Below are 24,933 nucleotides of genomic sequence, written 5' to 3'. Positions count from 1 at the left end.
CTGATATGCTTTATCATGGGAGGGGTCACAGATGGATTGGCTGATCGGAGCGGCAGGTGCCCTTATCGTGGCAGGAGCCGCATACAGGAAACGATCGCTATCGGAATCCGGAGCCGCGGCCGCTATTCTGATGGGTACCATATATTACGGAGCAGGGAACGTGTTTTGGTTCGGAACCCTGCTTCTTTTTTTCATAACGTCTACACTTCTCTCCCGGTACGGGAAACAGCGGAAGGCAGACTTGGAGAAATCCTATGCCAAGACAGGCCGGCGGGATGCAGGCCAGGTATTCGCCAATGGCGGCATCGGTATGGTGCTGTGTCTGATAAACGCATGGTTCCCGTCCGATCTGTGGGTATTCCTGTTTATAGGTGTTATGGCTACCGTAACGGCGGATACCTGGGCCACGGAGTTAGGCAGCCTTAGCCGGAAGCCTCCGCGTTCCGTGCTGAACGGCAAGGTACTGACCGCCGGCGAATCCGGCGGCGTCTCCTGGGTCGGCTCCACGGCTGCAGCGGTAGGGAGCATACTGATTGGGGCAGGCGGATGGTTACTTGCTGGATGGAGCGGCATGGATGCAGAGATATGGCCGTATGTCCTGGCAGCCCTTGCGGGCGGATTGGTTGGAGCTTTTGCCGATTCGTACCTCGGAGCGACTTTACAGGTGATGTATCGGTGCCGTGCGTGCGGCAAATCAGTGGAAGTATCTCAACACTGCGGCCAAGATACGGTGCGCATGCGCGGATATGCTTGGATGTCCAATGATGCAGTTAATCTGGTCAGTTCACTTCTCGGCGGCGCGGCAGCTTATGGGATTGCAGTGCTGATTGCGTTATAATGTATCCATCTTACCGATGAAACAACGCTCAACGAAATCTATAGATGTAAGTAGGGATCATAACAATGAATATTTTGACCGTCGAACAGGTAACAAAAAGCTATGGGGATAAAATTCTGTTTCAAGATGCGTCCTTCGGAATGGAGGATCAGGATAAAGTCGGCATTATCGGCGTTAATGGCACAGGGAAATCCACGTTTATGCGCGTCATCGCAGGGCTCGAGCCGCCCGACTCCGGTAAAATATCGATGGGCAATCGCATCCGGGTGCGTTACCTGGCACAGAACCCGGAGTTTGATCCGGACAAAACCGTCCTCCAGCAGGTGTTTGAGGGCGATCTTCCGGAGATGAAGGCGGTGCGGGAGTACACCGAAACGATGGAGCTGCTGGAGCTGCATCCGAGTCATGAGGAGCTGCAGCAGAAACTGCTGAAGCTCAATCAGACGCTGGATACACTGCAGGCGTGGCAGCTTGAAAGCGATGCGAAAACCATCCTGTCCAAGCTGGGGATTCGGAATTATGAAGCGAAGATGGGTACGCTGTCGGGCGGCCAGCGTAAGCGAGTGGCATTAGCCGCCGCTCTGATTCAGCCTTCCGATTTGCTCATTTTGGACGAGCCGACAAACCATATTGATAATGAATCCGTCGCCTGGCTGGAGCAGTATTTGCAGAAGCGCCGCGGTGCGCTGCTCATGATTACGCATGACCGGTATTTTCTGGACCGGGTGGCGAATGTCATGCTGGAGCTGGATCATGGACGGTTGTTCCGATATGAGGCGAATTACAGCCGTTTTCTGGAGCTGAAGGCAGAACGCGAGGAGCGCGAGGCTGCTTCCGAGCAAAAGCGTCAGAATTTGCTGCGGAGCGAACTTGCCTGGATTCGCAGAGGTGCCAAGGCCCGTACGACCAAGCAGAAGGCGAGAATTGAGCGCTTTGAGAAACTCAAGGATCAGGAAATGGTGCACAGCTCTGGTGAGCTTGACGTCTCAGTCGCTTCCACCCGCTTGGGACGCAAAATTCTGGAGATCGAAGGTCTCCGGAAGAAGATCGACGACAAAACGTTAATTCAGGACCTTTCCTACATCGCAGTTCCCGAAGATCGAATTGGCATCGTAGGCCCCAACGGCAGCGGCAAATCCACGCTGCTCAATCTGATTGCCGGGCTGATTCAGCCAGATGGCGGGGAAGTCGTGCTGGGACCGACGGTCAAGCTCGGTTATTTTACGCAGGAGCATCAGGAGATGGATGGTAGTCAGCGCGTGATTGAGTATATCAAGGATGAAGCAGAGGTTATCCGCATGGCGGACGGCTCGGCGATTACCGCGGCCCAGATGCTGGAGCGGTTCCTGTTCCCGCCCGCGCTGCAGTGGACGCCGATTGCGAAGCTGTCCGGAGGCGAGAAGCGACGGTTGTATCTGCTTCGGGTGCTGATGAGCGCACCGAATGTGCTGCTGCTGGATGAACCGACGAATGATTTGGACATCCAGACATTGTCCGTCTTGGAGCAGTATTTGGATGAGTTCCCGGGCGTCTGTATCGTGGTATCCCATGATCGCTTTTTCCTGGATCGAACGGTAGACAAGATAATGGCGTTTGAGGGCAACGGAGAGATCCGTGTCCATGTCGGCTCCTACAGCGAATATGCGGAATGGATGCAGCGCCATGGTGGTGAAGCTGCCGCGAGTAAAATGGAAGCATCCAGTTCCAAGTCTGCTTCGGGGAGCAATGATGGCACGGATAGCGATTCAGCTAAAGAAGCACCGCGAGAGCGCTTGAAATTCAGTTACAAAGAACAGCGGGAGTATGAGCAGATTGACGGCCTCATTGAAGCAGCAGAGAGCAAGCTGGCATCCATTCAATCGGAGATGGAGACCGCCGGCAGCGATGCAGCCAGACTTCAGGAGCTGATGAAGGCTCAAGAGGAAACGGAACGTGAGTTGGAGCATCTGATGGAACGCTGGACCTATTTGAACGAACTCGCGGAGAAGATTGAACAGAGCAAGAAATCGTAATAATTTTAAGCGATCCATATCAATAACAAAGGGGCGTCCCCAGGCATAATGCCTTGGCGGGACGCCCCTTTGTTAGATTAAGGTTTCAGCGAAGCGGAAACCTTGTTAGATTCGTAAGAACAACATCCTCTAAACGTGGACGGTCCTCTATGAAAGTACGTAAATAGACGTTGTTTATGAATGATTTACCTGACGTAGGCTGCCAGCAGCTTAACGGTGTTAAGAACGGCTTGTTTATGTGTTCTTTCCATGGCGTGGGATGCATGAACGCCGGGACCGATCAGCGCGGCCTTGATGTTGCTGCCCGCGGAAAGCGCCGCAGAGGCGTCAGAGCCGTAATGAGGGTAGACATCCACTGCATAAGCAATGCCTTCGCTCTCGGCCAGCTGGATCAAACGGCTGGTCATGTCATAGTCATAGGGACCGGATGAATCCTTCGCGCAGATGGATACATCGGTTTCCTTGCAGCTCAGGTCATCGCCGATGCAGCCCATATCAACCGCAATCATTTCATTGATGTCGGCAGGAATGTAGGCTGCGCCATGTCCCACTTCTTCATAGTTCGAGATGAGAAGCTTCACATTGTGTTTAGGTTTCCAGTTATCCCGCTTCATGCTTTCGAGCAAGCCGAAGAGGGCGGCAACGCTGGCTTTGTCATCCAGATGGCGCGATTTGATGTACCCGCTTGGTGTAATCACCGGACGAGCATCAAAGGAAACAAAATCGCCAACCCCAATGCCGAGTTTCTTCACATCATCGGCTGACTCCACCAGCTCGTCGATCCGGACCTCCATATGGGCTTCCTGGCGCTTGAAATCACGAGCATCGCTGTACACGTGAACGGAAGGATGCGTGGACAGGATGGTGCCTGTATATTTCTTGCCGCTGCGCGTGTGGATGATACAGTATTCATTCTCAATGCTGTTCATCATGTATCCGCCAACGGAGGTAAGCCGGAGTGTGCCCTCTGATTTTACGGCACGAACCATCGCGCCAAGCGTGTCCACATGAGCGCTCAGTCCAACTGTACGGCTGCCGTCTTGTCCAGGAACGGACAGGATGGCACCGCCTTTTTCATTCCATTCCAGCGAGACATTCAGCGAAGCGGCTTCCTGTTCGATCCGCTTCATAATGTCTTGGGTATATCCGGTAGGGCTCGGTGTATCGAGCAGTTCTTTTAGCAGGTCCAGCACATAAGTTTCATTCGGTTGTATCGACACGAATTGTTAAGCCTCCTTGTTTCAAACGAACCGCCCTCCCTATTCAGCAGCGGGGGCGTCCTTCTCTTCTTTCTTGCTTTCCTCTTCGGCAGCTTGTACTTCAGGGGTGTATCCCGTTACTTCACGGATATGTATAAGTTGCTCCGCTAACGAACGGATTTCTTTCTGCATTTGATATTGACGGTAAATGCCGAACGTGCCGACAATCAGTCCCCCGATCAGTGAGCACCCGATAATCAGCAGAATCAGCGGTACATTGACTGTGCCGAATAACAGATTCACTTCAACCGGATTGACGTTGATGACGGCGAATACAGCCGTAATCAGGGCAAATAATAAGGCTGCGATTAGCGACCATTGAATTTTCATGGGGAACACCTCCTTCCTCCAAACAGTATAAAATCCCTTGCCTGTAAAGGGCAAGGGATTTTATTCCACTGGTCAATTTAAGAATCGCTCATCCTGCTATAGAGGCTGCTTATTTCGTCAATTGCTCCATTTGGCTGATGATGTCTTCAAACACGCTCATCGCCTCACGAATCGGCTCTGGTGAGGACATATCCACGCCGGCCTTCTTGAGAATGTTAATGGAGTAATCGCTGCCGCCGCTCTTCAGGAAGCCGAGGTAGCGGTCAACGGCAGGCTGGCCTTCTTCAAGGATTTGCTTGGAGAAGCTGGTCGCAGCCGAGAAGCCAGTGGCGTATTTGTACACATAGAAGCTGTTGTAGAAATGAGGAATCCGTGCCCATTCCATGCCGATCTCCTTATCCACCTGCATGCCCTTGCCGTGATATTTCACGTTCAGCTCGTAGTAGATGTCGGATAGGTCTTGAGGGGTCAGGGATTCGCCGCTCTCCGCGCGTTCGTGCACAATCTTCTCGAACTCGGCAAACATCGTTTGACGGAATACCGTGGTCCGGAATTGATCGGCATAGTAGGTGAGCAGGTACATTTTTTGCTTCGGATCTTTGGCGTTTTTCAGCAAGTAATCCATCAACAACGCTTCGTTCGTAGTGGATGCCACTTCAGCTAGGAAGATGGTGTACTGGGCATCACGGTATTTCAGGGCGTTGTCGGAATAGTAAGAGTGAAGCGCATGACCCATCTCATGAGCAAGGGTAAACATGCTGTTCAGGTTATCTTTATGATTCAGCAGCACATAAGGATGGGTGCCGTAAGCGCCCCAGCTGTATGCGCCAGTCCGTTTGTTCTCATTCTCATATACATCGATCCAGCCGTTGTCATATCCGGCTTGCAGGCTGCTGAGATAATCTTCACCAAGCGGCGTAAGGCCTTCCTTGGTCATTTTTTTTGCTTCTTCGTAAGTGATGTCCCACTTGTACTCTTCTACGAGCGGTGCGAACAAATCGTACATGTGAAGTTCATCCACGCCCAGCAGCTTCTTGCGGAGCTCCATGTACCGGTGGAGGAGCGGCAGGCTCTCGTGAATGGTGTCGATCAGGTTGGTGTAGACTTCCTTCGGAATGTTATCGCCATAGAGCGCCATTTCCAGAACGGAAGGGTACTTGCGTACGCGGGAATAGAACATATTTTTGTTTACATTGGCGTTCAGCGTAGCCGCAATCGTGTTTTTCTGCTTACCATAGGTTTCGTATACGGCTTTGAAAGCACGCTCACGAACTTCGCGGTTCGGGCTCTCCAAGAATTGAATATAGTTGCCGTGCGTGAGCTCGACTTCCTTGCCGTCCTCGTTTTTGATTTTCGGGAATTTCATATCCGCATTGTTAAGCATACCGAAAATGGTCTGCGGCGCAGAGGAGAGGTTGCCGACTTGAGCCAGCAGCGCTTCTTCGGTCTTGGACAGAACATGCGCTTTCTCCCGTTTCATCTCGGACAGCGTAAATTTGAATTCCTTGAGGGAAGGGTCTTCAATGAGTTTGTCAAGCTCCGCTTCGGACAAGGACAGAATTTCCGGCGTAATGAAAGAGAGGGCTTCTCCGGCTTCGACATTCAATTTTTTGGCTTTGGCAGATAGCGCCTGATATGTAGGGTTTGCTGTATCCTCATCATGATGCATATGAGCATAAACATATAAACGTTCGGCATGATATGAGATTTCGTCTTCAAGCTCAAAGCATTCCTTGATGGAAGCCGCGTTGGTTAACTTGCCTTGATAATCGGCTGTGCGTTTCAGAAGATTCTTCAGCTCCGCAAAGCTCGCATCCCATGCCTTCTGGTCAGCGAATAAATCTTCAAGCTTCCATTGATGCTCTTTAGGGACATCAGCGCGTTTTAACAATTGTTCCATGGAAATCCTCCTTGAATGATATGTATTAGTTGGAGTCCGGGTTCCTTCAGATAAGACTTCGTTGCGGGTAGTTAGAGCGATCAGGCAGATTGCAATTGTCATGCTGAGCACCTTGGCGCCTCTCATGGCATAATACCTCCTCGAAATTGAAGCATCCGAGCGATAGTATGCCGCGTACCCGCCAATTTCATCCTATAAATTTACGAGGAACCTGGATTCAAGAAACTGTATACAATAAGGTAAAAGGCAAACAAGATGAAGGCGACGGCAATCAGGGCCATCCCCTTCCTCAGTCTTGGCGGTATCTTATCCCGGTACATGATCATGACGGCACCGAGACTGAACGCAAGAATAATGAAGATGACAATATTTGTATAATCCATGCTCTACACCTGCTTAAAAGCAGCCATCATTTCTCTCCACTCATCTTCCCGGCCTTCAAAATCTGCTTTGGGGAAACGGTTTTGAGCCCAGTGCATCAAGGCTGGCCGACTCATAAAGGTATGGGTCTCTTCGCCCCACTGGTCAGAAATTTCGCGTAGAACGATGTACCGGCCCTGAACTTCAACCGTCATCATGTTCCACTTGTCTTTTTTGTATATTTCATGTTTTTTGATCATATGCATTCTCCGTTTGCTACTTAGGCTTTTGGGTAAATGATAACGCACTCGTGGGCGTAAAAGCAAATAATCTTCTGTTAAATAGTGGTTCAAAAAAAGCCCCTTAGGGCGAATTGACGGATTGCATTGTCAGAAAACATGGGATATAATATGGATATTCGCCATAGATGGCGGTATTTTTAGGAGGTTGTTCATTTGAAAGGTACAGTTAAATGGTTTAACGCAGAAAAAGGTTACGGCTTCATTTCCGTTGAAGGTGGCGAGGATGTATTCGTACACTTCTCCGCAATTCAAGAAGAAGGCTTCAAGAGTTTGGAAGAAGGTCAAGCGGTTGAGTTCGACATCACTGAAGGTAACCGTGGTCCTCAAGCAGCCAACGTAACAAAACTGTAAGTTAGCTCCTAATACGGAGATCTTATAGAATTACCAAGGCATGAAGCACAGTTCTCGGTTTTGAGAACTGTGCTTTTTTGTATTCTGCTGGGTCAAGCCAGTGTCATTAGAAAGCAAAGGCAAGTACGGATGATTTTTGCTCCGTACTTGCCTTTATTGTTTTGGAGCAAGCGAGGGATATCCAAGCGGATCCTCTAAGCGCTGATTCCGCCGACATTCATATCCTCCGGCTTGGCAAAGAGGTGCCGGTAAAGAAACCCGAGACCAGCGATTAAGGCCAGGAGGGCTGCAAGCTGGTAGAAGGCCGGTCTTCCTGCCGCTTCGAACAGCAAACCGCCGAAGGCTCCGCTGAGAAGTCCTGAAACGCTTGACCAGAAGATAATGAATAGAGCCATGCCGGTCGCGCGGTACTGCCAAGGAATGATCCTTGTAATATAACGCACGGCGGTTACATAGAACACGCCGAAAGTAATGCTGTGAAGCGACTGAACCGCGAGCACGGACAACGGATCAGCTGCCAGGGCCATGAGCAGGAAACGGAGCGCAAACATTAGGCTTGCAAAGGTCAGCAGCGGCAGCTCCTTTATCTTGTCGCCATACTTGCTCAGCAGGAAGAAAATCGGGATCTCGCTGCCAGCCGAGACCATTAAGGACCAGCCGATGAGTCCTTCGCCCGCACCGAGCTCGGATAAAGTAAGCGTAAGAAAGGCTTCATTCATACGGTGGGCGATGGCAAGGCAGAACGTGCAGCCGAAGAACCATAATATTTCTTTGGAACGCAATATTTTGAGGAGGGCTCCCAGCTTAACAGGCTCTGACTTGACAGCAACTCCGTCGCGGAGAAGAAACGAGCAGAGCAGTGTGAACACGCCGATTCCAATGCCGATCGCCAGTGTGGCCGATGCGCCTGCAGCACCGATGGCATATCCAATGGCAAGCGCGAAGAACGCATAGCCGAGTGAGCCGAATACGCGAATGACGGTAAAGCTGCGTCCATACCTCTGTGCCGTTTGGATGGCCATCGTATCCGCCAGGGGATAGACCGGATAGTAGAAAAAATAAAACAGACTGATGGTGAACAATACAACGCCGAAGCTTGCAACCTGCCACAACACAAGCATCGTGACGAGCTGTCCGATAATCAGAATGTTCATAATACGTTTGATAGTCTGGTATTTGTCGCTGGTGTAACTCCAAATCATATTGGAGAACATGGATATAAGCGGGCCGATGGCATACAGATAACCGATCTGCGCGCTGCTGAAGCCGATTTCTTTGAAATATAACGGGAAATAGGAAATGACGAGGGCTGTCGTGCCAAAAATCGTAAACATAAAGGCGCGCAGCCAATTCTGATCCGGTCTGGGCGTAGCGGGAAGTTTCATGCTGGGGATCTCCGTTCTTTTCATGAGCCCGTATAGATAACGCTATTTATGAGGTTCATGGTCTGTTATTCAGCTCCGACTAGTATATAACATATCGCATAATGGAGATAGATGGATTATAGGACGCGTCCAACTACCGTACGCCGTCAATGATTTGTGTTATTTGTGCAAAATGAACGATCATATTATAATAGGTTTGATTTGGATAGGTATAAAAAGACAACCATGTGGAGGCAGAGTTCATTGAATAATCAAGAGCTAAGCCGCAAAGTTCCGCGCAGTCCGGTTGGGCTGATGAGCCGGGTGTATAAATTCATACTTCCGGAAGTGCGGATCGAATTGGAGAAGTGGCGCCGGGAGGCTGAGCAAATTCCGGATGAGGAGCTACGAAAGCAGGCACTGGCCAGTATAGATAACAAAAGATTTCACTGCCAGGGCGGAGCGGTGTATGCCGCAGCCAATCTGCCGGAGAAGCATATTCTCATTCCATTGATTGTAGCTTACCAGACAATTAGCGATTATCTCGATAATTTATGTGACCGTAGTACTTCGCTGGATCCAGCGGATTTCAGACAGCTCCATCAGTCGATGTTGGATGCCGTTACGCCTGAGACTGAGCCGGCCGATTATTACGCTCTCCGGACCGAAAGGGAGGATGGAGGTTACCTTCTCCGTCTTGTGCAGAAATGCCGGGATTGCATCGGTCAATTATCAGGATATGAAGCGGCAAAGCCCTACATAAGGGATTTGGCTGGGCTGTATACCGATTTGCAGGTACACAAGCACATCCATCCGGATAAGAGAGAAGCGGCATTGCTTGAATGGTGGTCCCAGCATGCTCATCGGACACCGCATCTGCGGTGGAACGAGTTTGCGGCTGCAACGGGATCAACCTTGGGTGTGTTCATGCTATTCTTGGCTGCAACTGATCCGTTTCTGGATGACGAGGATGCATCGTCCATTCATGCGTCTTATTTTCCGAATGTATGCAGTCTCCACATTATGCTGGATTATCTTATTGATCAAGACGAAGACAGGCTGGGTGGCGATCTGAACTTTTGTAATTATTACGAAGATGCCGATACGATGCTGAACCGTATAGCTTCCATAGTTGAGTGGGCCCGGAAGGATGTCAGAACAATTCCCTCGACCCCTTTTCATCGTATGATCATTGAGGGGTTACTGGCGTTATATTTATCCGATCCAAAAGTCAGCGAGCAGCAGCTGGTTCGCTCCGTATCCAAACGTTTGATGAAGAAGAGTCCGATGACCCGGATCTTTTTCTACGTCAACAGCCGATGGATTCGTAAGCATAAAGCATGAGTGACATTGAAGGAGGAAACGAAACATGGCAGAGGTTAAAAAAATTGCAGTTCTTACAAGTGGTGGCGATTCCCAAGGGATGAACGCAGCGCTTCGCGCCGTTGTACGCAGCGGTATGTATTATGGTCTTGAAGTATATGGGATTCAGCGCGGTTACCAAGGACTTCTCGAGAACGATATTATTAAAATGGATCTTCGCAGCGTAGGGGATATCATCCAGCGTGGAGGCACAATCCTTCGTTCCGCCCGCTGTGAAGAATTCAAGACGGCGGAAGGGCAGCAGAAGGGTGCCGACATTCTGAATCAGCATGGCATCGACGGATTGGTCGTTATCGGAGGAGACGGCTCTTACCATGGGGCGAACAAGCTCAGTAAACTCGGAATCAAAACGATGGGCCTTCCAGGAACGATTGATAACGATATTTCATTTACCGATTATACGATCGGCTTTGATACAGCCGTTAGCGTCGTTGTAGACGCCGTTAATAAACTGCGCGACACAATGTCTTCCCATGCTCGCTCGTCCGTTGTAGAGGTTATGGGACGCCACTGCGGCGACATTGCGCTCCATGCAGGTCTTGCATCAGGCGCAGAAACCATTCTGGTGCCGGAAGTAGAGTATAACCTTGATGAAGTGGCAACCCGCTTGCGCGAGAATTTTGCAAAAGGCAAACGTCACAGTATCATCATCGTAGCGGAAGGCGTTGGACGTGGCGAGGACATCGTATGTGATCTTAAAGAGTGCCATGCCTCAATCGATGCACGAGTAACGGTGCTTGGACATATCCAGCGCGGTGGAGCTCCGACTCCGTTTGACCGCAACCTGGCCAGCCGTCTTGGCGATTTTGCGGTTCGCAGTCTGATTGACGGCCAATCCGATAAAGGATGCGGCATCATCAAGGGTGAGCTGGTCCTCACGGATATTGACAAGGTCGTTAACACGAAGAAAGAATTTAACCGTGAGCTTTACGATTTGGCATTGCGATTGTCCCAATAAATTAGGCCGCTGCCTAATTTTTGATGATAAGCAAAAAGACCGTCTCTCATTGCAGAACGCATTCTGCATGGAGGCGGTCTTTTTTAAGAAGGCACGTCGATAGACGTTTAGGATACGGATCGAGATGAAGCATCGACCTGTCGTGTGTACTTGCGTTGAACTTTGACCAGACGCATAAGCATCAGGGCAGCGCCGACGGCAAGGCCTGTGATTAATCCGATCCAGTAGCCGAAGGCTTCCCAATCGGTGTAGTTGGCGAGCACATATCCTACAGGCAGGCCAATGACCCAGAAAGACAGAAAAGCGAGCATGAAAGCGACATTCACGTCTTTATAGCCTCGCAGCGCCCCTTGAGTCGGCGTGGCGATCGCGTCCGAGATCTGGAAGAAAATCGCGAACAGCAGGAACTGCTGGATCAGCGCCACGACTGCAGGCTCGTTAGAATATAATCCGGCGACTTGTCTGCCGGCCATAAATAGGATGACAGCCGTGATCAGCGATAGGATAACGGCTGTGCTAATGCCAAGTTTAGCGTACTTCCAGGCATCCTTCATGCGTCCAGAGCCGGCCTCGAAGCCAACCAGGATCGTCAGACTCATGCATATGCTTAATGGAAGCATATACAGTGTCGTAGCGAAATTCAGGGCCGCTTGGTGTGCGGCAATGGTCGCCGTATCAAAGCTGCTCATAAGCAGCGTCACCGCTGCGAAGACGGCGGTCTCGAGGAAGATGGAGAACCCGATCGGCACGCCGATGTTTAACAGGCTTTTCCATGCGCTCAAGGAAACACCTTGAAGCTGCCTGAAGATGCTGAATGAAGAGAAGGGCTGATTTTTATGGATGATTACGATCGCGATGATGAGAACGGTCCAGTATGTAATCGCGGAAGCGATGCCGGCACCTACGCCTCCCATTCTTGGAAAGCCCCAGAATCCATAAATGAAGAGAGCGTTCAAGCCTACGTTCACCGGCAGGGTAATCAGCGTGATCACCATGGAAATTTTAGTTTGCCCAAGGGCATCGATAAAGCTGCGGAGCACGGTATATGCGAACAGCGGGATGATGCCAATCGATATGGCGGCGAGAAACTGGGAAGCAATCCGCCGAACTTCCGGCTCCAGGCTCATGGCTCCGAGAATGCCCGGTACAACGGCATACCCGATCGCAAGTACGACGATGGCGAGTAAGATGGACAGCCAGAGCGCCTGGTTCACTTGGTAAGCGACTTTATTTTCCTGTCGCCCGCCAACGAGCTGCGAAACGATGGGGGTTATCCCCATTAGAATTCCGCTAAGGCCGGTTTGGACCGGGATCCAAATGCTTGTAGCGATAGCTACGCCTGCCAAGTCGGCCGAGCTGAATTTTCCGGACATGTTGGTGTCAAAAAAAGTAATGGCCGATAAGGCTAGCTGCGTAATCAGAATGGGGATCAGAATGATCGCGAATTGCTTCAGCTTTCCCCGTGTTGTTGTGGTCGGTTGCATGTGCGTTTGTGCCTTTCTTATTGTAGTTTTTATGACGCTGTCCCCATATTGTAGGGTCCTGCTATGGCTGGGAACAATAACTGGCTTATTGAGCGGCGAGCCAGAACTCAACCAGCGGTTGAATTGGAGTACGTCAATTTCAAAGATTGGGGGGGGAACCAGTCATATCCATCATCATAGCATCTGCTGTCAAGAGAGTTCACCGAACGGTTTGAACGCAGAAAGGGCCGGCCCTGTTGTTGGCCGACCCTTTGCGACTGATAATTGAATTATTTATGAGTGACGCCTTCCGTATAACGGTTGGAAGCATTCCAGAGTAAATACTCATCGACGTTTGTATCTTTGAGGGCGCGAATCTGCTCCTCGATTTCCTTTTTGCCGTACTTGGCATAATTTCCGCTTCCGAGCCAACTCGCAGTAAAGTCCTGAATCCAAGGCCGAATGATCGGTTTTTGATCCCCCAGCTCATCCAGCTTTTTGTGGGTAGCTTCCATGGAGCCTTTGATGGTCTGGTAAGGAGCCTTATCCGGTACAGGAGAGCCGAACCAGCCTGCCGTGTAATGGCTAGGGTATACCATCGGACTGATGATGTCGACGTTCTTGGAAATTTTGATGAAGTCTTGGCCGATCCCTTCTGCCGCGGGTACCGAAGCAGCATACCCGAAGATGTCAACGGATACGCGTATGCCGAGCGGTGCTAGTTCTTCCCGGGCATATTGTACAAAGTCGGATACCACGTCCACGCGTGATTGATCCGTCTTGGTATATTTCAGGGAATCGGCGCGTTTCTCGAAGCCCTCCGGAAAACGGACATAATCAAACTGGATTTCCTTGAATCCAAGTTTTGCAGCTTCCTTGGCGATTTCGATGTTGTAATCCCAAACCTCTTTACTGTACGGGTTCACGAAGCTGTCGCCCCCGCCATTGGTCCAGACGCTGCCGTCTCCTTTACGGAAGGAAAGCTCCGGGTTTTTCTTGGCAAGAATCGTGTCCTTGAACACGACAATTCTGGCGATCGGATAAATATCGTGTTTCTCCAGCCGCTTCATCAATTGCTTGATGTCTTTGATAAAAGGCTGAGATTTACCGAGTTCCTTCAGCTTCGGATTCTCGGTTTTATACGTTATGTATCCTTCATCGTCCTTGATGTCAATGACCATGGCATTGAGATCGGTCTTGTCCATAAGATCTACGAGTTGATTCATTCTGGAGCCGCCTGCGCTATAAGCCGTTACATAAATGCCCTTGACTTTAGGCGCTTCAATCTGCGGATCGATCTCTGTTGTGTTTGATTTGATGCCGCTGTGGCCCTGACCTTGGTTGTTGTTTTGGTGCAAGCCCTGAATCATAGCGGTATTTAATGAAGCCTGAAGTTTGGCGGTAAGGCTGTTATCTTGCGGACTGGAACCGCCGAAGCCCGCGGACGCTAAGATGAATAAAGCCAAGATGATATTCATAATTACTCTCTCCCTTGTGTACATTCACATCATGATTATAAAGGAACGGATGCCTTCAAAAAGAACAGGATTGTTACAATCGACAATAAATTGGAAACGGGGGTGAGCGTACCTAGTTCATTAAACGGGTCAAGGGCGTTTTAAACGCTAAATATCGACATTTCTCGGCGCTGGCCGTGAACAACTTGTGAACATGGGGAGTGACAAGCATCGGAAATAATGAGCATAAGAAGGTGATAGCGTTTACTTACAGCTTGATCTGCATGGTGGGGAAAGACGTGCTTATAGAATTTACATTTCTCCATAAAAAAATGCCGTTATTCACCGGTGAATTTTACCGGTGAATAACGGCACTTGTCGTGCGATATTCACGTGTTGCATTAAAATTAATGAAGCGGCGTTTGATTCTGATGCTCGCAAATGCTGAACTGAATGATTTCAAGAGCATCCTCCTGCTCCAGAATACTCAGCCCGTCCCTTAGTACGATCATGGAATTTAGTTCCTTCTGTCTAAAGAACGGTATCATTTCCGGGAACCACTTCATGACGATTTGTGACAATTTTACCGTTTCCATTTCCATAAAAATCACCCTTTCCTTCCAAATTGGTTAGGCAGGACGTTCTTTTGTAAAACGGAAAAACAATTAAAATTGGGCCAAAGCGATGCCCGATCTCATGAATATTGTAGGAACCGCGCACAAATATTATACCACATATTTACCACCCCCTCACAGGTGGTAAATATTTAGTTCTTGCGGAATTGACCCATGACAGCCGTGGTTTCCACGATATTAACAAAGGCCAGAGGGTCTGTTTCTGTAATAATTTGTTTTAGCTCAGCCAGCTCATATCGCGTCGTGACGGTCATAAGCATATCCTTTTCTTTATGACTGAAGGCTCCCTCAGTTTTGATCTTGGTTATGCCGCGTGGGCGCTTGAGCAGTTTCTCCAGCAGGGCTTCCGTCTGGTTCGTGACAATAAAGACGGTAACCTTGATATGACTGACGTGGAGCATATCCACCATTTTTCCGGCAACATAGATGGAAGCCATCGAGGCGAGGGCCAGATTCCAGTCGTCTTCCAAATAAGCAACCGCCATAATGACGATAGCGTTCAGCGTTACGAGTACACTTCCAACGGGGAAGTCCCGATATTTCGTAACGAGAGAGCCGATGATGTCAAAGCCCCCGGTAGAACCGCCAACCCGAAAGGAGAGGCCGGTGCCGAATCCGACAAGCACGCCGCCGAAAACGGAGGAGAGCAGCATATCGGTTGCAACCGGAGTAACTGGAATGAGCTCAAGGAACAGGGTAGTAACAATAACCGAGATCACGCTGAGACCAACGAATCTTTTGCCAAGCTTGAACCAACCGGTTATAAGAATCGGGATATTAAGCACAAAATACATGATGCTGATATTTAGCGGTGTGAAATAGCCGATAATCAGAGCTACGCCGGAAACGCCACCGCTAAGCAGATGATGGGGAATCAGAAATAAATTAAATCCGCCGGCGATAATGATGCCGCCGAATACGATCGCGAAATAGGTCCATAGACGCTTCAACATAGGAATCACCTCCCGGTTATTATGACTTCTTTAAGCTTGCTGGTATTCCAGAAATGTTTTGTGATATAATGTATTGGATATTCTTGAGTAGTCCGTTACATTGATAACTTTGCAAGCTTATCAGGATGATTATACATTATCCAGTCAACATACTGGTGATAAGAGAAATATACCGGTTCACCTCGTGCAGAAAATCCTGCTGGCCGGGAAAGCCTATAAACGTTACCGCTACTTAAGAATACAGAGAAGAAAGTGGAAGTCCACAGATAGAAGGAGTATGAACCTATTGAAAAATTTCGCAGATTTTGGCTTGGAGCCGCGCGTGCTGCAAGCAATTACTGAACTTGGCTTTGAGGAAGCCACACCGATCCAATCCCAATCGATTCCGATTGCTCTTACCGGCAAGGATATGATTGGACAAGCACAGACGGGTACGGGTAAGACAGCAGCATTCGGCCTTCCTCTTATTCACAAGATCGCCAAGGAAGAGGAGCGTATCGTCGCTCTCATTATGACACCAACCCGTGAACTTGCCATCCAGGTTGCTGAAGAAATCGGTAAACTGTCCCGTTTTAAAGGAATCCGTTCCTTGGCTATTTATGGTGGACAAGATATCGGGCGTCAGATTCGCGCTTTGAAAAAGAAGCCTCAAATTATTATCGGCACACCAGGTCGACTACTTGACCACATCAACAGAAAAACCATCCGACTTGATGATGTCCAAACCGTTGTATTGGATGAAGCGGATGAAATGCTGGACATGGGCTTTATGGAAGACATCCAGTCGATCCTTAAGCTTGTTCCTGAAGAGCGTCAAACCTTGCTGTTCTCCGCAACTATGCCGGCTAACATTCAGAAGCTGGCATCCCAGTTCCTTAAAGAACCTGAGCATGTATCCGTTATTCCTAAGCACGTTAGTGCACCTCTGATCGATCAAGCATATATCGAAGTTCCTGAGCGTCAAAAATTCGAAGCCTTGAGCCGCCTTCTGGATATGGAGTCACCTGAGCTTGCGATTGTCTTCGGACGTACCAAGCGCCGTGTTGACGAATTGGCAGAAGCATTGCAAAAACGTGGATACTCGGCAGATGGCCTTCATGGTGACCTGTCCCAGCACCAACGGGATACCGTTATGCGTAAATTCCGTGACGGAAGCATCGATGTCCTTGTGGCAACCGATGTGGCAGCACGCGGTCTCGACGTATCGGGCGTTACCCATGTTGTAAACTTTGACTTGCCGCAAGATCCGGAAAGTTATGTACACCGTATCGGACGTACAGGCCGCGCTGGTAAGGAAGGTACGGCTTGGTCCTTCGTGACGCCGCGTGAAATGGATCATCTGTATTTCATCGAGCGTGTGACTCGTCACCGAATTCCACGCAAGCCGTTGCCAACGATTGCCGAAGCGATTGAAGGCAAACAACGTATCATCGCTGAGCGTGTGCTTGAAATCATTGACCAAGGTGAATTGACCGAATACAAAGGTCTCGCGATTCAATTGCTGGAGCAGTACGATTCTGTACAGTTGCTGGCAGCTGCAATGAAAATCCTGACAGGCGACAAGAAGGAAGCATCCGATATTCATCTTACGCCTGAAGATCCAATCCGTGCAAAACGCCGGAAGCCGGACATTCGCAATGGCCGTAAGCCAAGCGGTGGCTATGGTGGCCGCAGCAGCGGCGGTGGATATCGCCGTGATGGCGGAAGCGGCAGCGGTAGCGGTGGTAACCGTGGCGGCTACTCCAAAGGCGGATACAACCGTGATGGCGGCGGCAGCAGTTATGGCAACCGCGATGGCGGTGGCTACAACCGTGACCGCAACAATAGCGGTGACCGTAAACCGCGTTCCTACAGCGGCGGCGAACGTCGTCCTAACCGGAGCGGAGACGAATAGTATTTACGGTTAACTTTATCTGACTGAAGTAACCGAGCACAAAAGACGAAGCAGTTGCCCACGCTAAGTGAAGCCTGCTTCGTCTTTTGTTTATGTTTAAAGGGGATGCACCCAGGGTGCATCCCCTTTAAACTTGCAGTTTTAGATCAATAACAGCTGATCTGTTTCACTGAATGATTCAAGGAGTCATTAGATATAGAATGTGCCGAGAATAATTACAAGGAGAATGAACAGAACCAGGACAATACCGACATTTGATCCGTAGCCGTACCCGCCACCTTCACAAGACATACATAATCCCTCCTCTTTTAATTTGGAAATTCAAGCTTGTTGAACGGATTACGAGATATCGTATGGAAAAACGATGGCGCTGGATTGGACATTCACCCAGGTGCGTATAAATTAGGCTCTGGCAATGCATGTACAAAATAAGGTATATTAATAGATACATGCATGATTTGAGTGAGGAGGAAACGGATTTGGAAATGAAAGGAGCCATGGGTGGCTTATACAAGCTCACCGAGTGGATTACCCGTATTGCTTTTTCGAACATCTTGTGGGTTATTTGTACATCGCCTTTCCTGTTTATTGTTCTAACTAAATTCCTGATGGCCGTTCAGACACCGGATGCGCATAATGAGCAGCTGCTGTCCAACTGGGTTCTCGGAATATTATCACCGTTTGTTCTGTTTCCGGCTACGGCGGCTTTATTTACCGTTGTACGTAAGTGGGTCATGGGCAATCCGGATGTGTCCGTATTCAAAACGTTCTTTAAGGGTTATAAGGAAAATTACAAGCAGAGCATGATCGGCGGCATTTTTTATACGCTGCTGTTCGTGATTATGTATGTGGATTACACGGTTTATATGACGCAGCTTGATGGTTTCCAACTTGTCGGCATTGTGATGCTCGTGCTGCTTATCGTGCTGTTTGTTTCCCTGTTTAATTTCTTCTCCATGACTGTCCATTATGAGATGAAAACGATGCAGCTGTTGAAAAATGCCGTACTGCTGACATTGATTCGCCCGTTCCGGGTATTTTCGACGTTGATCGGAAGCGCTGTCTTGGCATATATCGGCACGCAGATGCCGGTGCTGTTCGTGTTCTTCCTGTTTTGCCTGATGGCATTGTTCGCGTTCTTTAACTTCTATGCTACCTTTACCAAAATGCAGGAACAGCAGGAGAAGATGAAGAAAGCCGAGGAAGAGGAGTCTGAAACCGAACAAGCTCTTCTGGAAAGCATGGATGCTGCCCAAAAGGGAGATAATGGATCGAAACCTTAATATGCTAGGTTTACTTTTCCGGCAAAACCCCCTATAATAAGACTACATCCTGCGATGTTCGTTTCGGTTTTCCGTTGTTTTGAACCAATGACGATGTCTAGGGAGATCTATACGTAATCGTGGCTGAAATGCCCTGTCTATATGACAAGGGGAATTCATAAGCGGTTCTGCGGTCACCCACCTGCTAATGCAGGTTCGAAGACAATGTTTACCGGACGGCATAGGCGGGTTTCGTTAAACCAATGAAGGGCACCTCTTTCATTTCGAATTTGAAGTGAAAGAGGTGCCTTTTTGCTATATATAAAGGTTTGCTGAAAGCATAAACAATGTTAAACTAGAGTATGGATGGAACGGTCATTTATAAAGGAGGAACGGTCTTTGTCATTAAAACGAGTTCTAATTGGTATCGTGCGCAGCTATGACGGCACAAGCGACCGTGCTAAAGATCCCAAGCTGAAGACGCGTTATTACAATCTTTCAAAAGAAAAGTGTTTTGAAGAGGTTTCCTCGACACTAAAAAAAATTCCGGGTTACAAAGTTCTGCATGAGGTTAAATCCGTGGGAGAAATTACGCTCGAGAAAAGAACCTCGTTTGGACGTACACTGGACATTACCGTATCCGTGCTTGGCATCAGTCCGGTTCGCAGCGCAGTTGATATGTATTCGGCGTCCCGCGGTTCTCTAGGGGATCTGGGAGCGAACTACCGGGTTATCTTGAACCTGTACGCTGTTCTGGATAAGAAACTGAGCAAGTATAAAGTGGATGCTTAGTAGAATAAGAAAAAGCGGGAGAGCTGCTCTCCCGCTTTTTAAAAGTGTGCAGTGTATGTAGCCTTTGGCGTGTTACCGCAAAGATTTTACTGCATCGATCGCGGCTTCGTAATTCGGGTGCTCCGTCATCTCACCAAGGTATTCTACATAGGTGATGGTATCGTTAGTATCCACGACGAAGATCGAACGCATGTCGAGCTGGAATTCCTTGATGAGCACGCCATACGCTTCACCGAAAGAACGCGATTTATAGTCGGACAGCGTAATGACCCGGTCAACGCCTGCAGCTCCGCACCAGCGAGCTTGGGCGAACGGAAGGTCGGCACTGACCGTAAGGATCACCACATCATCGCCTAGACCGGCGGCTTCTTCATTGAAACGGCGAGTCTGTGCGTCGCATACCCCGGTGTCGAGGGAAGGAACGACACTGATTAGCTTGATTTTACCGGCATAATCCTTAAGAGATGCGTCTTCGAGCAGGTTTTTGCTCACTGTAAAATCCGGCGCGGCATCACCAGCCTTGAGCTGTGGTCCGATGAGTGTAATAGGATTGCCTTTGAAAGTGGCAGCTCCTGAACGTTCTTGAGCCATGAGAAATCTCCTCCTTGGATATCAAAGTTTGGTGATCAGGTTCATGGTACATTATAATCTTTTTAAAAAGGGAATGTCCACTAAGGGGCATCCCTGGCCTGATTTAGGATGAGGAGGATGCTATGATATTCGTACGTTATGAGAATTGGAGAAAATACCTGCGTTATTACCCGGTTACATCGCTGCTGATTGTGATTAACCTGGTGATGTTCGTCCTGACGTCGATTGACGGCGGATCGAGAAATCCATTGACCCTGATGAAATACGGGGCTTTATCGGATTTGCCGCAGTTTGTTGATGAAGCTTGGCGATATTTTACCGCGATGTTTCTCCATAATGGATTTGATCATTTGTTGTTTAATAGCTTTGCACTACTGGTGTTTGTTCCCCCGCTGGAGAGAATCATGGGGAGTTGGAAATTTGCGATCCTGTATTTGCTCAGTGGTCTGCTCGGCAATATCATCGGATTGGCATATTATGAGCGCATGGAGGGTTACCACTTCCTTGTCGGCGCTTCTGGAGCCATATACGGTGCATATGGCGCTTATCTGTATATTGCCCTGTTCCAGCGGCATGTCATTGATGAGTCGTCCCGCAAGACGCTGTTCACCCTGCTTATTTTGGGGATTCTGTTCTCGTTTACCCCAGGGGTCAGCCTTGTAGCACATGTCGGCGGATTGGTAGGCGGATTTTTCCTCTACGGTCTCATGATTCGATTATTTAAACGTCGAACATAATCGGACCTTAGAGGGGTCTGTTATAATAGAATTGGATGATTTGATAAAGTCTTCAAGTCTTCTAGGGAATAAGAATGGAGCGATAAAAGGCGTGGAATTACGACAGTTGCAATACTTTGTAAAGGTTGCGCAAAAGGAACACGTTACCCAAGCGGCAGAAGAACTTCATGTGGCTCAGTCAGCCGTCAGCCGTCAAATACATCAGTTGGAAGAAGAGCTTGGTGTTAATTTGTTCATGCAAAAAGGCCGGAATCTGCAGTTAACCCCGGTAGGTCAGCTTTTTTGCAAACGGGTGGAGAGCATTATGAAGGACTTGGACCGTGCGGTCGTCGAGATACATGAATTTCTGGACCCGGAGCAGGGGGAGATCCGCATCGGATTCCCGCACAGCCTGGGCATCCATTTGATTCCGTCCATTGTGGCTGAATTCCGGAAGAAATACCCGAACGTGAAGTTCCGGTTCAAGCAGGGGATGTTCCCGACTTTGATCCGGGACGTGGTTGGGGCTGAAGTGGATTTGGCATTTGTGTCGCCGTTTCCGGATCGTCATGACCAAGTGGACGGAGATATCGTCTTGACAGAGGAGTTGTTTGCGATCCTGCCGCCGAATCACCCGCTTGCGGGGGAGCAGTCCATCAAGCTGGAGCAGTTGAAAGAGGAGCGCTTTGTGCTGTTCAGCAAAGGCTACTCCTTGCGTCCGATTGTGTGGCATGCCTGCCTGGAAGCCGGGTTCACGCCGAAAATTGCTTTCGAAGGCGAGGAAACGGATACGATCCGCGGGCTGGTTGCGGCCGGTATGGGGGTCAGCTTGCTTCCTGAAATGGCGCTATTCCAGACGAATCCGCTGCAGCCGGCACGCGTCCGGATCTCGGAGCCGAAGGTAACGCGTTCCATCGGTCTGATTCACCGCGCGGACGAGAAGCTGCCACCGGTTGCGCAAGCTTTCCGTGCGTTTCTGCTTCAATATTTTGGTATTGATCCGTCACCGAAAAAGGAAGGGAAAGCGGATTCCACAACAACTCCCTAACCTGGCTTCATTCATCAAGAATAACCTAATACAAAAAGAGGGCTTTCCTTCTCCGCCAAACCATGGTAGAGAGGAAAGCCCTTTGTTGTTACGCTTTATTAAATTATTCCCGGTTGCTTGTAAAGATCATGATATAACGGATCAGCTCAAGCAGAGAGATCAAAGCGGCAGCGACATAGGTCAGAGCTGCGGCGTTCAATACTTTAGCCACTCCGCGCTCTTCGTCATTGGCGATATAGCCTTCTTGAACCATCAGCTGACGGGCACGATTACTTGCGTTAAACTCGACCGGCAGGGTGACAAGCTGGAAGGCAACGGCGCAAGAGAAGAAGAGAATGCCGAGACCGACCAGATTCATGGCTTGGAACAGGAATCCCGCAATCAAGAGAAACGGAGCGATACCCGATGCGAAATTTACGACAGGGAACATCTTGTGCCGGGCGACAAGCATCGGATAGTGTTCCGCATGCTGGATCGCATGGCCGACCTCGTGACAAGCAACAGAGACAGCCGAGATGGAACGTTCATAATAAACGGGCTCGGACAAACGCACAACGCGCTTAGTCGGATCATAGTGGTCGGAGAGTGTGCCTGGCACCGGTTCAATCGGAACATCGTGGAGACCGCTCGCATCCAGCATGTGCCGGGCAGCATCGTATCCGGTCATGCCTGTGCTGTTCTCAACCTTGGCCCATTTATTAAATGTGCCTTTGACCCGGAACTGAGCCCAGAGCGAGAATATAAAAGCGATAATAATGAGAATGAACATCCAGTCAGAATACATATATCATACCCCCATACAAAGTTGTCGTTTGGTTTTTCACCATTACATCGAAGTGAACTGGTTCAACAAAATTTGAATCGACTCGATACAGGCAGCTCCTTTAGGAAGGATGTTAGCAAGTACTTCCCGGGCTTGACTTGGTTTTAATTCACGCAGAAGCGGGTTGAGTTCCTTCACATCCCGTTCCAGCTGTCTCATCTGTATTTCGAGCTTGGTTAGCTTCTCCGTCATTTCGGAATCATCGGGTACCGACTTCCAGCGATCCAGTCTCTCCTTAATCTCATCGAGAGTATATTTCTCTTGCTTTAACTGATTAATACGTTCGAGAGTGCTTAAGGTTTCAGAACTGTACAACCGGTAATTTTTTAACGTCCGTTTCTCAGGGGAGATTAAACCCAGCTTCGTATAATAGTCAATGGTTCTTTCGCTGATTCCAGCAACCTTGGCCAGCTCACCGATACGGAAAAGGTTTCCTCTCGTGATCCCCATCATTCATCACCTCACAAGCTTTCATTGAATTGGACATTAATGAATGCATTTATATTTTCATTTTAATAGAAATATGATACATGATCATGAACCATACAGTCAAACGTCATAGTTGTGACAAAAAAACATGGATGTTTAGTCGTCTTTTTTAACTCTACATAATGTTAGACGATTTGCACTGAATGCACTTAATGTTAGATTATATTACACAAATGGTGTTTATCATGAAAAAAATCGTTGCAGATATTCATTCACCCCCCTATAATGACAATATGAATTCAAGTTTATGTTATATTAGTTTACATTAAGGGGAGTGTAAAACATGAACAAAAGATGGCTAGGTTTAATAGCGGGAGCAATCGCATTGCTTGCATTCCCGGCGAGCGCGTTCGCCGCTGATGGAGGAGCCACAAATGTTGAATTAACGGCTGGTTTGAACTCCGTGTTCGTATTCTTGGCAGCATTGCTCGTATTCTTCATGCAAGCAGGGTTCGCACTGCTGGAAGCCGGATCGGTTCGTATGAAGAATGCAGGCCACGTTGCCGGTAAAACATTCCTGACCTTCGGCATTTCGATCGTGGCCTTCTGGGCGCTAGGATTTGGCCTGGCATTTGGTAACGGGAACAGCTTTTTCGGATTTGAAGGTTTTTTCTTAAGCGGTGACAATGCATCAGGCTCATTTGATTCCTTGTCCGCTTACGATGTGCCAACGACCATTATGTTTCTGTTCCATTTATCCTTTGCAGCCGTCTCCTTGGCTATCGCTTGCGGCGGTATGGCCGAACGTGCGAAGCTTAGCGTTTATATCGTGTTCGGATTGCTGTTCACCATCGTGATTTACCCGATTGTTGCTCACTGGGTGTGGGGCGGCGGCTGGCTTGGGGCTCTGGGTATGCAGGACTTTGCCGGATCGACGGTCGTTCACTTGACAGGTGCTACAGCGGCGCTGGTGGCTACCGTTCTTCTGAAACCCCGACTTGGCAAATATAATAAGGACGGGAAGCCTAACAGCATCCCAGGTCACAACCAGGTATTATCGGTACTCGGCGTGTTCATCATCTGGATTGGTTGGTTCGGATTTAATCCGGGGAGCACCATCTCCGCACTCACGGACGGCTTCTTCGGGTTTGTGGCTTTAAATACGAATATCGCAGCAGCGGCAGGTGCGCTTGCAGCGTTGTTGATCTCTTGGGCGGTTCTGGGCAAAGCGGATATACCCAGCATGCTGAACGGTATCCTCGCTGCATTTGTTGCCATCACAGGGGCTTGCGCATTCGTGGAACCTTGGGCGGCTGTTGTTATCGGTGCAGTAGCCGGTACGATTACCTTCTTTACGGCTCAGTGGTTTGACCGCAAAGGCATTGATGATCCTGTATATGCATTCTCCGTACATGGTATTGCCGGTATGTGGGGTGCCGTATCCACCGGTTTGTTCGCAGCACCGAGACTTGTTGAAATTACAGGCGTAGGCAAAGAAGGTTTGTTCTACGGCGGGGGCTTCGGTCAGCTTGGCGTTCAGCTTCTGGGTCTGATCGGAACGTTTGCATTCGTTCTCGTGATCTCTTTCATCATTCTGTATATCATGAAAGTCACGATGGGTATTCGCGTAACGGAGGAAGAAGAATTGATGGGCCTTGATATCAGTGAACACGGAACTTACGGATATCCGGAGCAAATGAAACTTCTGGCGGAATCGGAAGGGAACTCCCCTGAGTTTCGTTCCGGAGGCAAAGCGTTACCTGGAAGCGACACCGCATTATAAATAATAAACTCGAAATGGTTAATGAATATG

The 24,933-nt window shown here is 49.1% G+C and carries 25 protein-coding genes and 1 other RNA gene; 12 read left to right on the top strand and 14 right to left on the bottom strand.

Translation table 11 applies throughout. The features are described from left to right. The first annotated feature begins 31 nt into the window (after positions 1–31). Both ACOZB4_RS05500 and taeA read left to right on the top strand, forming a co-directional pair. On the top strand, positions 32–838 hold the full coding sequence (locus tag ACOZB4_RS05500) for a DUF92 domain-containing protein (RefSeq protein WP_339266840.1): 807 nt from the start codon (positions 32–34) through the stop codon (positions 836–838). Positions 839–903: 65 nt separating this feature from the next. Further along, the gene (gene taeA, locus ACOZB4_RS05495; RefSeq protein WP_379414296.1) at positions 904–2,850 is read left to right on the top strand and encodes an ABC-F type ribosomal protection protein TaeA; all 1,947 of its coding nucleotides are present in this window, start codon (positions 904–906) and stop codon (positions 2,848–2,850) included. A 185-nt stretch (positions 2,851–3,035) separates the two neighbouring features. On the opposite strand, the gene ACOZB4_RS05490 is transcribed toward taeA, so the two are convergent. The 5 genes from ACOZB4_RS05490 to ACOZB4_RS05470 form a co-directional block, all read right to left on the bottom strand. Then, complete coding sequence (locus ACOZB4_RS05490) at positions 3,036–4,070, bottom strand: M42 family metallopeptidase (protein ID WP_076325720.1); 1,035 nt, start codon at positions 4,068–4,070, stop codon at positions 3,036–3,038. A 39-nt stretch (positions 4,071–4,109) separates the two neighbouring features. After that, a complete protein-coding gene (locus ACOZB4_RS05485) occupies positions 4,110–4,439 on the bottom strand; it encodes a LapA family protein (protein WP_076325721.1) in 330 nt (109 codons plus the stop codon). Positions 4,440–4,548: 109 nt separating this feature from the next. After that, positions 4,549–6,339: an oligoendopeptidase F gene (gene pepF / locus ACOZB4_RS05480; RefSeq protein ID WP_379414297.1), complete on the bottom strand. Its 1,791-nt coding sequence runs from the start codon at positions 6,337–6,339 to the stop codon at positions 4,549–4,551. Positions 6,340–6,539: 200 nt separating this feature from the next. Further along, a complete protein-coding gene (locus ACOZB4_RS05475; protein WP_076325723.1) occupies positions 6,540–6,722 on the bottom strand; it encodes a hypothetical protein in 183 nt (60 codons plus the stop codon). Positions 6,723–6,725: 3 nt separating this feature from the next. After that, positions 6,726–6,959 carry a hypothetical protein gene (locus tag ACOZB4_RS05470; RefSeq protein ID WP_076325724.1) on the bottom strand — a complete coding sequence of 78 codons (234 nt, stop codon included), beginning with the start codon at positions 6,957–6,959 and terminating at the stop codon, positions 6,726–6,728. Positions 6,960–7,154: 195 nt separating this feature from the next. Here ACOZB4_RS05470 and ACOZB4_RS05465 point away from each other — a divergent pair, with 195 nt between their 5' ends. Continuing rightward, complete coding sequence (locus ACOZB4_RS05465) at positions 7,155–7,352, top strand: cold shock domain-containing protein (RefSeq protein ID WP_006211711.1); 198 nt, start codon at positions 7,155–7,157, stop codon at positions 7,350–7,352. A gap of 194 nt (positions 7,353–7,546) precedes the next feature. On the opposite strand, the gene ACOZB4_RS05460 is transcribed toward ACOZB4_RS05465, so the two are convergent. Beyond that, on the bottom strand, positions 7,547–8,737 hold the full coding sequence (locus tag ACOZB4_RS05460; RefSeq protein WP_379414298.1) for an MFS transporter: 1,191 nt from the start codon (positions 8,735–8,737) through the stop codon (positions 7,547–7,549). A 243-nt stretch (positions 8,738–8,980) separates the two neighbouring features. Here ACOZB4_RS05460 and ACOZB4_RS05455 point away from each other — a divergent pair, with 243 nt between their 5' ends. Both ACOZB4_RS05455 and pfkA read left to right on the top strand, forming a co-directional pair. After that, complete coding sequence (locus tag ACOZB4_RS05455; protein ID WP_076325726.1) at positions 8,981–10,060, top strand: tetraprenyl-beta-curcumene synthase family protein; 1,080 nt, start codon at positions 8,981–8,983, stop codon at positions 10,058–10,060. Between the two features lie 25 nt (positions 10,061–10,085). Then, positions 10,086–11,057, top strand: a complete 972-nt coding sequence (gene pfkA / locus ACOZB4_RS05450) for a 6-phosphofructokinase (RefSeq protein ID WP_076325727.1) — start codon at positions 10,086–10,088, stop codon at positions 11,055–11,057. 107 nt (positions 11,058–11,164) lie between these two features. Here pfkA and ACOZB4_RS05445 read toward each other — a convergent pair whose 3' ends face one another. From ACOZB4_RS05445 to ACOZB4_RS05430, 4 genes are all read right to left on the bottom strand, one after another. Next, positions 11,165–12,541, bottom strand: coding sequence for an MATE family efflux transporter (locus ACOZB4_RS05445; protein WP_379414299.1), 1,377 nt, complete (start codon positions 12,539–12,541; stop codon positions 11,165–11,167). A gap of 269 nt (positions 12,542–12,810) precedes the next feature. Then, positions 12,811–13,998 carry a putative glycoside hydrolase gene (locus ACOZB4_RS05440; RefSeq protein ID WP_379414300.1) on the bottom strand — a complete coding sequence of 396 codons (1,188 nt, stop codon included), beginning with the start codon at positions 13,996–13,998 and terminating at the stop codon, positions 12,811–12,813. Positions 13,999–14,384: 386 nt separating this feature from the next. Beyond that, positions 14,385–14,579 (bottom strand): hypothetical protein, encoded by a 195-nt coding sequence (locus ACOZB4_RS05435; protein WP_076325730.1) that lies wholly within the window; start codon positions 14,577–14,579, stop codon positions 14,385–14,387. 164 nt (positions 14,580–14,743) lie between these two features. Continuing rightward, positions 14,744–15,565, bottom strand: coding sequence for a YitT family protein (locus ACOZB4_RS05430; protein ID WP_213643867.1), 822 nt, complete (start codon positions 15,563–15,565; stop codon positions 14,744–14,746). Between the two features lie 286 nt (positions 15,566–15,851). Here ACOZB4_RS05430 and ACOZB4_RS05425 point away from each other — a divergent pair, with 286 nt between their 5' ends. After that, a complete protein-coding gene (locus tag ACOZB4_RS05425) occupies positions 15,852–17,459 on the top strand; it encodes a DEAD/DEAH box helicase (RefSeq protein WP_076325732.1) in 1,608 nt (535 codons plus the stop codon). 189 nt (positions 17,460–17,648) lie between these two features. On the opposite strand, the gene ACOZB4_RS05420 is transcribed toward ACOZB4_RS05425, so the two are convergent. Next, entirely contained in the window at positions 17,649–17,750 is a 102-nt protein-coding gene (locus ACOZB4_RS05420) for a YjcZ family sporulation protein (RefSeq protein WP_213643868.1), read from the bottom strand. A gap of 188 nt (positions 17,751–17,938) precedes the next feature. Between ACOZB4_RS05420 and ACOZB4_RS05415 the strand changes: the two genes are divergently transcribed. The 3 genes from ACOZB4_RS05415 (at position 17,939) to ACOZB4_RS05405 (ending at position 19,513) form a co-directional block, all read left to right on the top strand. Beyond that, on the top strand, positions 17,939–18,742 hold the full coding sequence (locus tag ACOZB4_RS05415; RefSeq protein ID WP_076325733.1) for a YesL family protein: 804 nt from the start codon (positions 17,939–17,941) through the stop codon (positions 18,740–18,742). A 43-nt stretch (positions 18,743–18,785) separates the two neighbouring features. Then, positions 18,786–18,977, top strand: a non-coding RNA gene (ssrS, locus tag ACOZB4_RS05410) — 6S RNA. A 143-nt stretch (positions 18,978–19,120) separates the two neighbouring features. Beyond that, positions 19,121–19,513, top strand: coding sequence for a DUF1499 domain-containing protein (locus ACOZB4_RS05405; RefSeq protein WP_006211699.1), 393 nt, complete (start codon positions 19,121–19,123; stop codon positions 19,511–19,513). A 72-nt stretch (positions 19,514–19,585) separates the two neighbouring features. On the opposite strand, the gene tpx is transcribed toward ACOZB4_RS05405, so the two are convergent. Beyond that, positions 19,586–20,104, bottom strand: a complete 519-nt coding sequence (gene tpx / locus ACOZB4_RS05400) for a thiol peroxidase (RefSeq protein WP_379414301.1) — start codon at positions 20,102–20,104, stop codon at positions 19,586–19,588. Positions 20,105–20,226: 122 nt separating this feature from the next. On the opposite strand from tpx, the gene ACOZB4_RS05395 reads away from it, so the two are divergent. Together ACOZB4_RS05395 and ACOZB4_RS05390 are read left to right on the top strand one after the other, a co-directional pair. After that, complete coding sequence (locus ACOZB4_RS05395; RefSeq protein WP_379414302.1) at positions 20,227–20,841, top strand: rhomboid family intramembrane serine protease; 615 nt, start codon at positions 20,227–20,229, stop codon at positions 20,839–20,841. Positions 20,842–20,932: 91 nt separating this feature from the next. Further along, entirely contained in the window at positions 20,933–21,868 is a 936-nt protein-coding gene (locus ACOZB4_RS05390; RefSeq protein WP_076325736.1) for a LysR family transcriptional regulator, read from the top strand. Between the two features lie 103 nt (positions 21,869–21,971). Here the strand turns inward: ACOZB4_RS05390 and ACOZB4_RS05385 are convergent, their stop codons facing one another. Next, positions 21,972–22,652, bottom strand: coding sequence for a zinc metallopeptidase (locus ACOZB4_RS05385; RefSeq protein ID WP_076325737.1), 681 nt, complete (start codon positions 22,650–22,652; stop codon positions 21,972–21,974). A 42-nt stretch (positions 22,653–22,694) separates the two neighbouring features. Continuing rightward, positions 22,695–23,144, bottom strand: a complete 450-nt coding sequence (locus tag ACOZB4_RS05380; protein WP_076325738.1) for a MerR family transcriptional regulator — start codon at positions 23,142–23,144, stop codon at positions 22,695–22,697. Between the two features lie 319 nt (positions 23,145–23,463). Here ACOZB4_RS05380 and ACOZB4_RS05375 point away from each other — a divergent pair, with 319 nt between their 5' ends. Next, on the top strand, positions 23,464–24,903 hold the full coding sequence (locus ACOZB4_RS05375) for an ammonium transporter (protein ID WP_379414303.1): 1,440 nt from the start codon (positions 23,464–23,466) through the stop codon (positions 24,901–24,903). Positions 24,904–24,933 lie beyond the last annotated feature (30 nt).

This window comes from Paenibacillus sp. NPDC058898, assembly GCF_049316025.1.
GTDB lineage: Bacteria > Bacillota > Bacilli > Paenibacillales > Paenibacillaceae > Paenibacillus_AQ.
This window is presented reverse-complemented; position numbering and strand designations above follow the sequence as displayed.

What these genes read in the sequence shown, in the direction of transcription:
- ACOZB4_RS05500 (WP_339266840.1), top strand. Translation starts at nt 32, where the DNA reads ATGGATTGGCTGATCGGAGCGGCAGGTGCCCTTATCGTGGCAGGAGCC.
- taeA (WP_379414296.1), top strand. Translation starts at nt 904, where the DNA reads ATGAATATTTTGACCGTCGAACAGGTAACAAAAAGCTATGGGGATAAA.
- ACOZB4_RS05485 (WP_076325721.1), bottom strand. Translation starts at nt 4,439, where the DNA reads ATGAAAATTCAATGGTCGCTAATCGCAGCCTTATTATTTGCCCTGATT.
- pepF (WP_379414297.1), bottom strand. Translation starts at nt 6,339, where the DNA reads ATGGAACAATTGTTAAAACGCGCTGATGTCCCTAAAGAGCATCAATGG.
- ACOZB4_RS05475 (WP_076325723.1), bottom strand. Translation starts at nt 6,722, where the DNA reads ATGGATTATACAAATATTGTCATCTTCATTATTCTTGCGTTCAGTCTC.
- ACOZB4_RS05470 (WP_076325724.1), bottom strand. Translation starts at nt 6,959, where the DNA reads ATGATCAAAAAACATGAAATATACAAAAAAGACAAGTGGAACATGATG.
- ACOZB4_RS05460 (WP_379414298.1), bottom strand. Translation starts at nt 8,737, where the DNA reads ATGAAACTTCCCGCTACGCCCAGACCGGATCAGAATTGGCTGCGCGCC.
- pfkA (WP_076325727.1), top strand. Translation starts at nt 10,086, where the DNA reads ATGGCAGAGGTTAAAAAAATTGCAGTTCTTACAAGTGGTGGCGATTCC.
- ACOZB4_RS05445 (WP_379414299.1), bottom strand. Translation starts at nt 12,541, where the DNA reads ATGCAACCGACCACAACAACACGGGGAAAGCTGAAGCAATTCGCGATC.
- ACOZB4_RS05440 (WP_379414300.1), bottom strand. Translation starts at nt 13,998, where the DNA reads ATGAATATCATCTTGGCTTTATTCATCTTAGCGTCCGCGGGCTTCGGC.
- ACOZB4_RS05435 (WP_076325730.1), bottom strand. Translation starts at nt 14,579, where the DNA reads ATGGAAATGGAAACGGTAAAATTGTCACAAATCGTCATGAAGTGGTTC.
- ACOZB4_RS05430 (WP_213643867.1), bottom strand. Translation starts at nt 15,565, where the DNA reads ATGTTGAAGCGTCTATGGACCTATTTCGCGATCGTATTCGGCGGCATC.
- ACOZB4_RS05420 (WP_213643868.1), bottom strand. Translation starts at nt 17,750, where the DNA reads ATGTCTTGTGAAGGTGGCGGGTACGGCTACGGATCAAATGTCGGTATT.
- tpx (WP_379414301.1), bottom strand. Translation starts at nt 20,104, where the DNA reads ATGGCTCAAGAACGTTCAGGAGCTGCCACTTTCAAAGGCAATCCTATT.
- ACOZB4_RS05395 (WP_379414302.1), top strand. Translation starts at nt 20,227, where the DNA reads ATGATATTCGTACGTTATGAGAATTGGAGAAAATACCTGCGTTATTAC.
- ACOZB4_RS05385 (WP_076325737.1), bottom strand. Translation starts at nt 22,652, where the DNA reads ATGTATTCTGACTGGATGTTCATTCTCATTATTATCGCTTTTATATTC.
- ACOZB4_RS05380 (WP_076325738.1), bottom strand. Translation starts at nt 23,144, where the DNA reads ATGATGGGGATCACGAGAGGAAACCTTTTCCGTATCGGTGAGCTGGCC.
- ACOZB4_RS05375 (WP_379414303.1), top strand. Translation starts at nt 23,464, where the DNA reads ATGAACAAAAGATGGCTAGGTTTAATAGCGGGAGCAATCGCATTGCTT.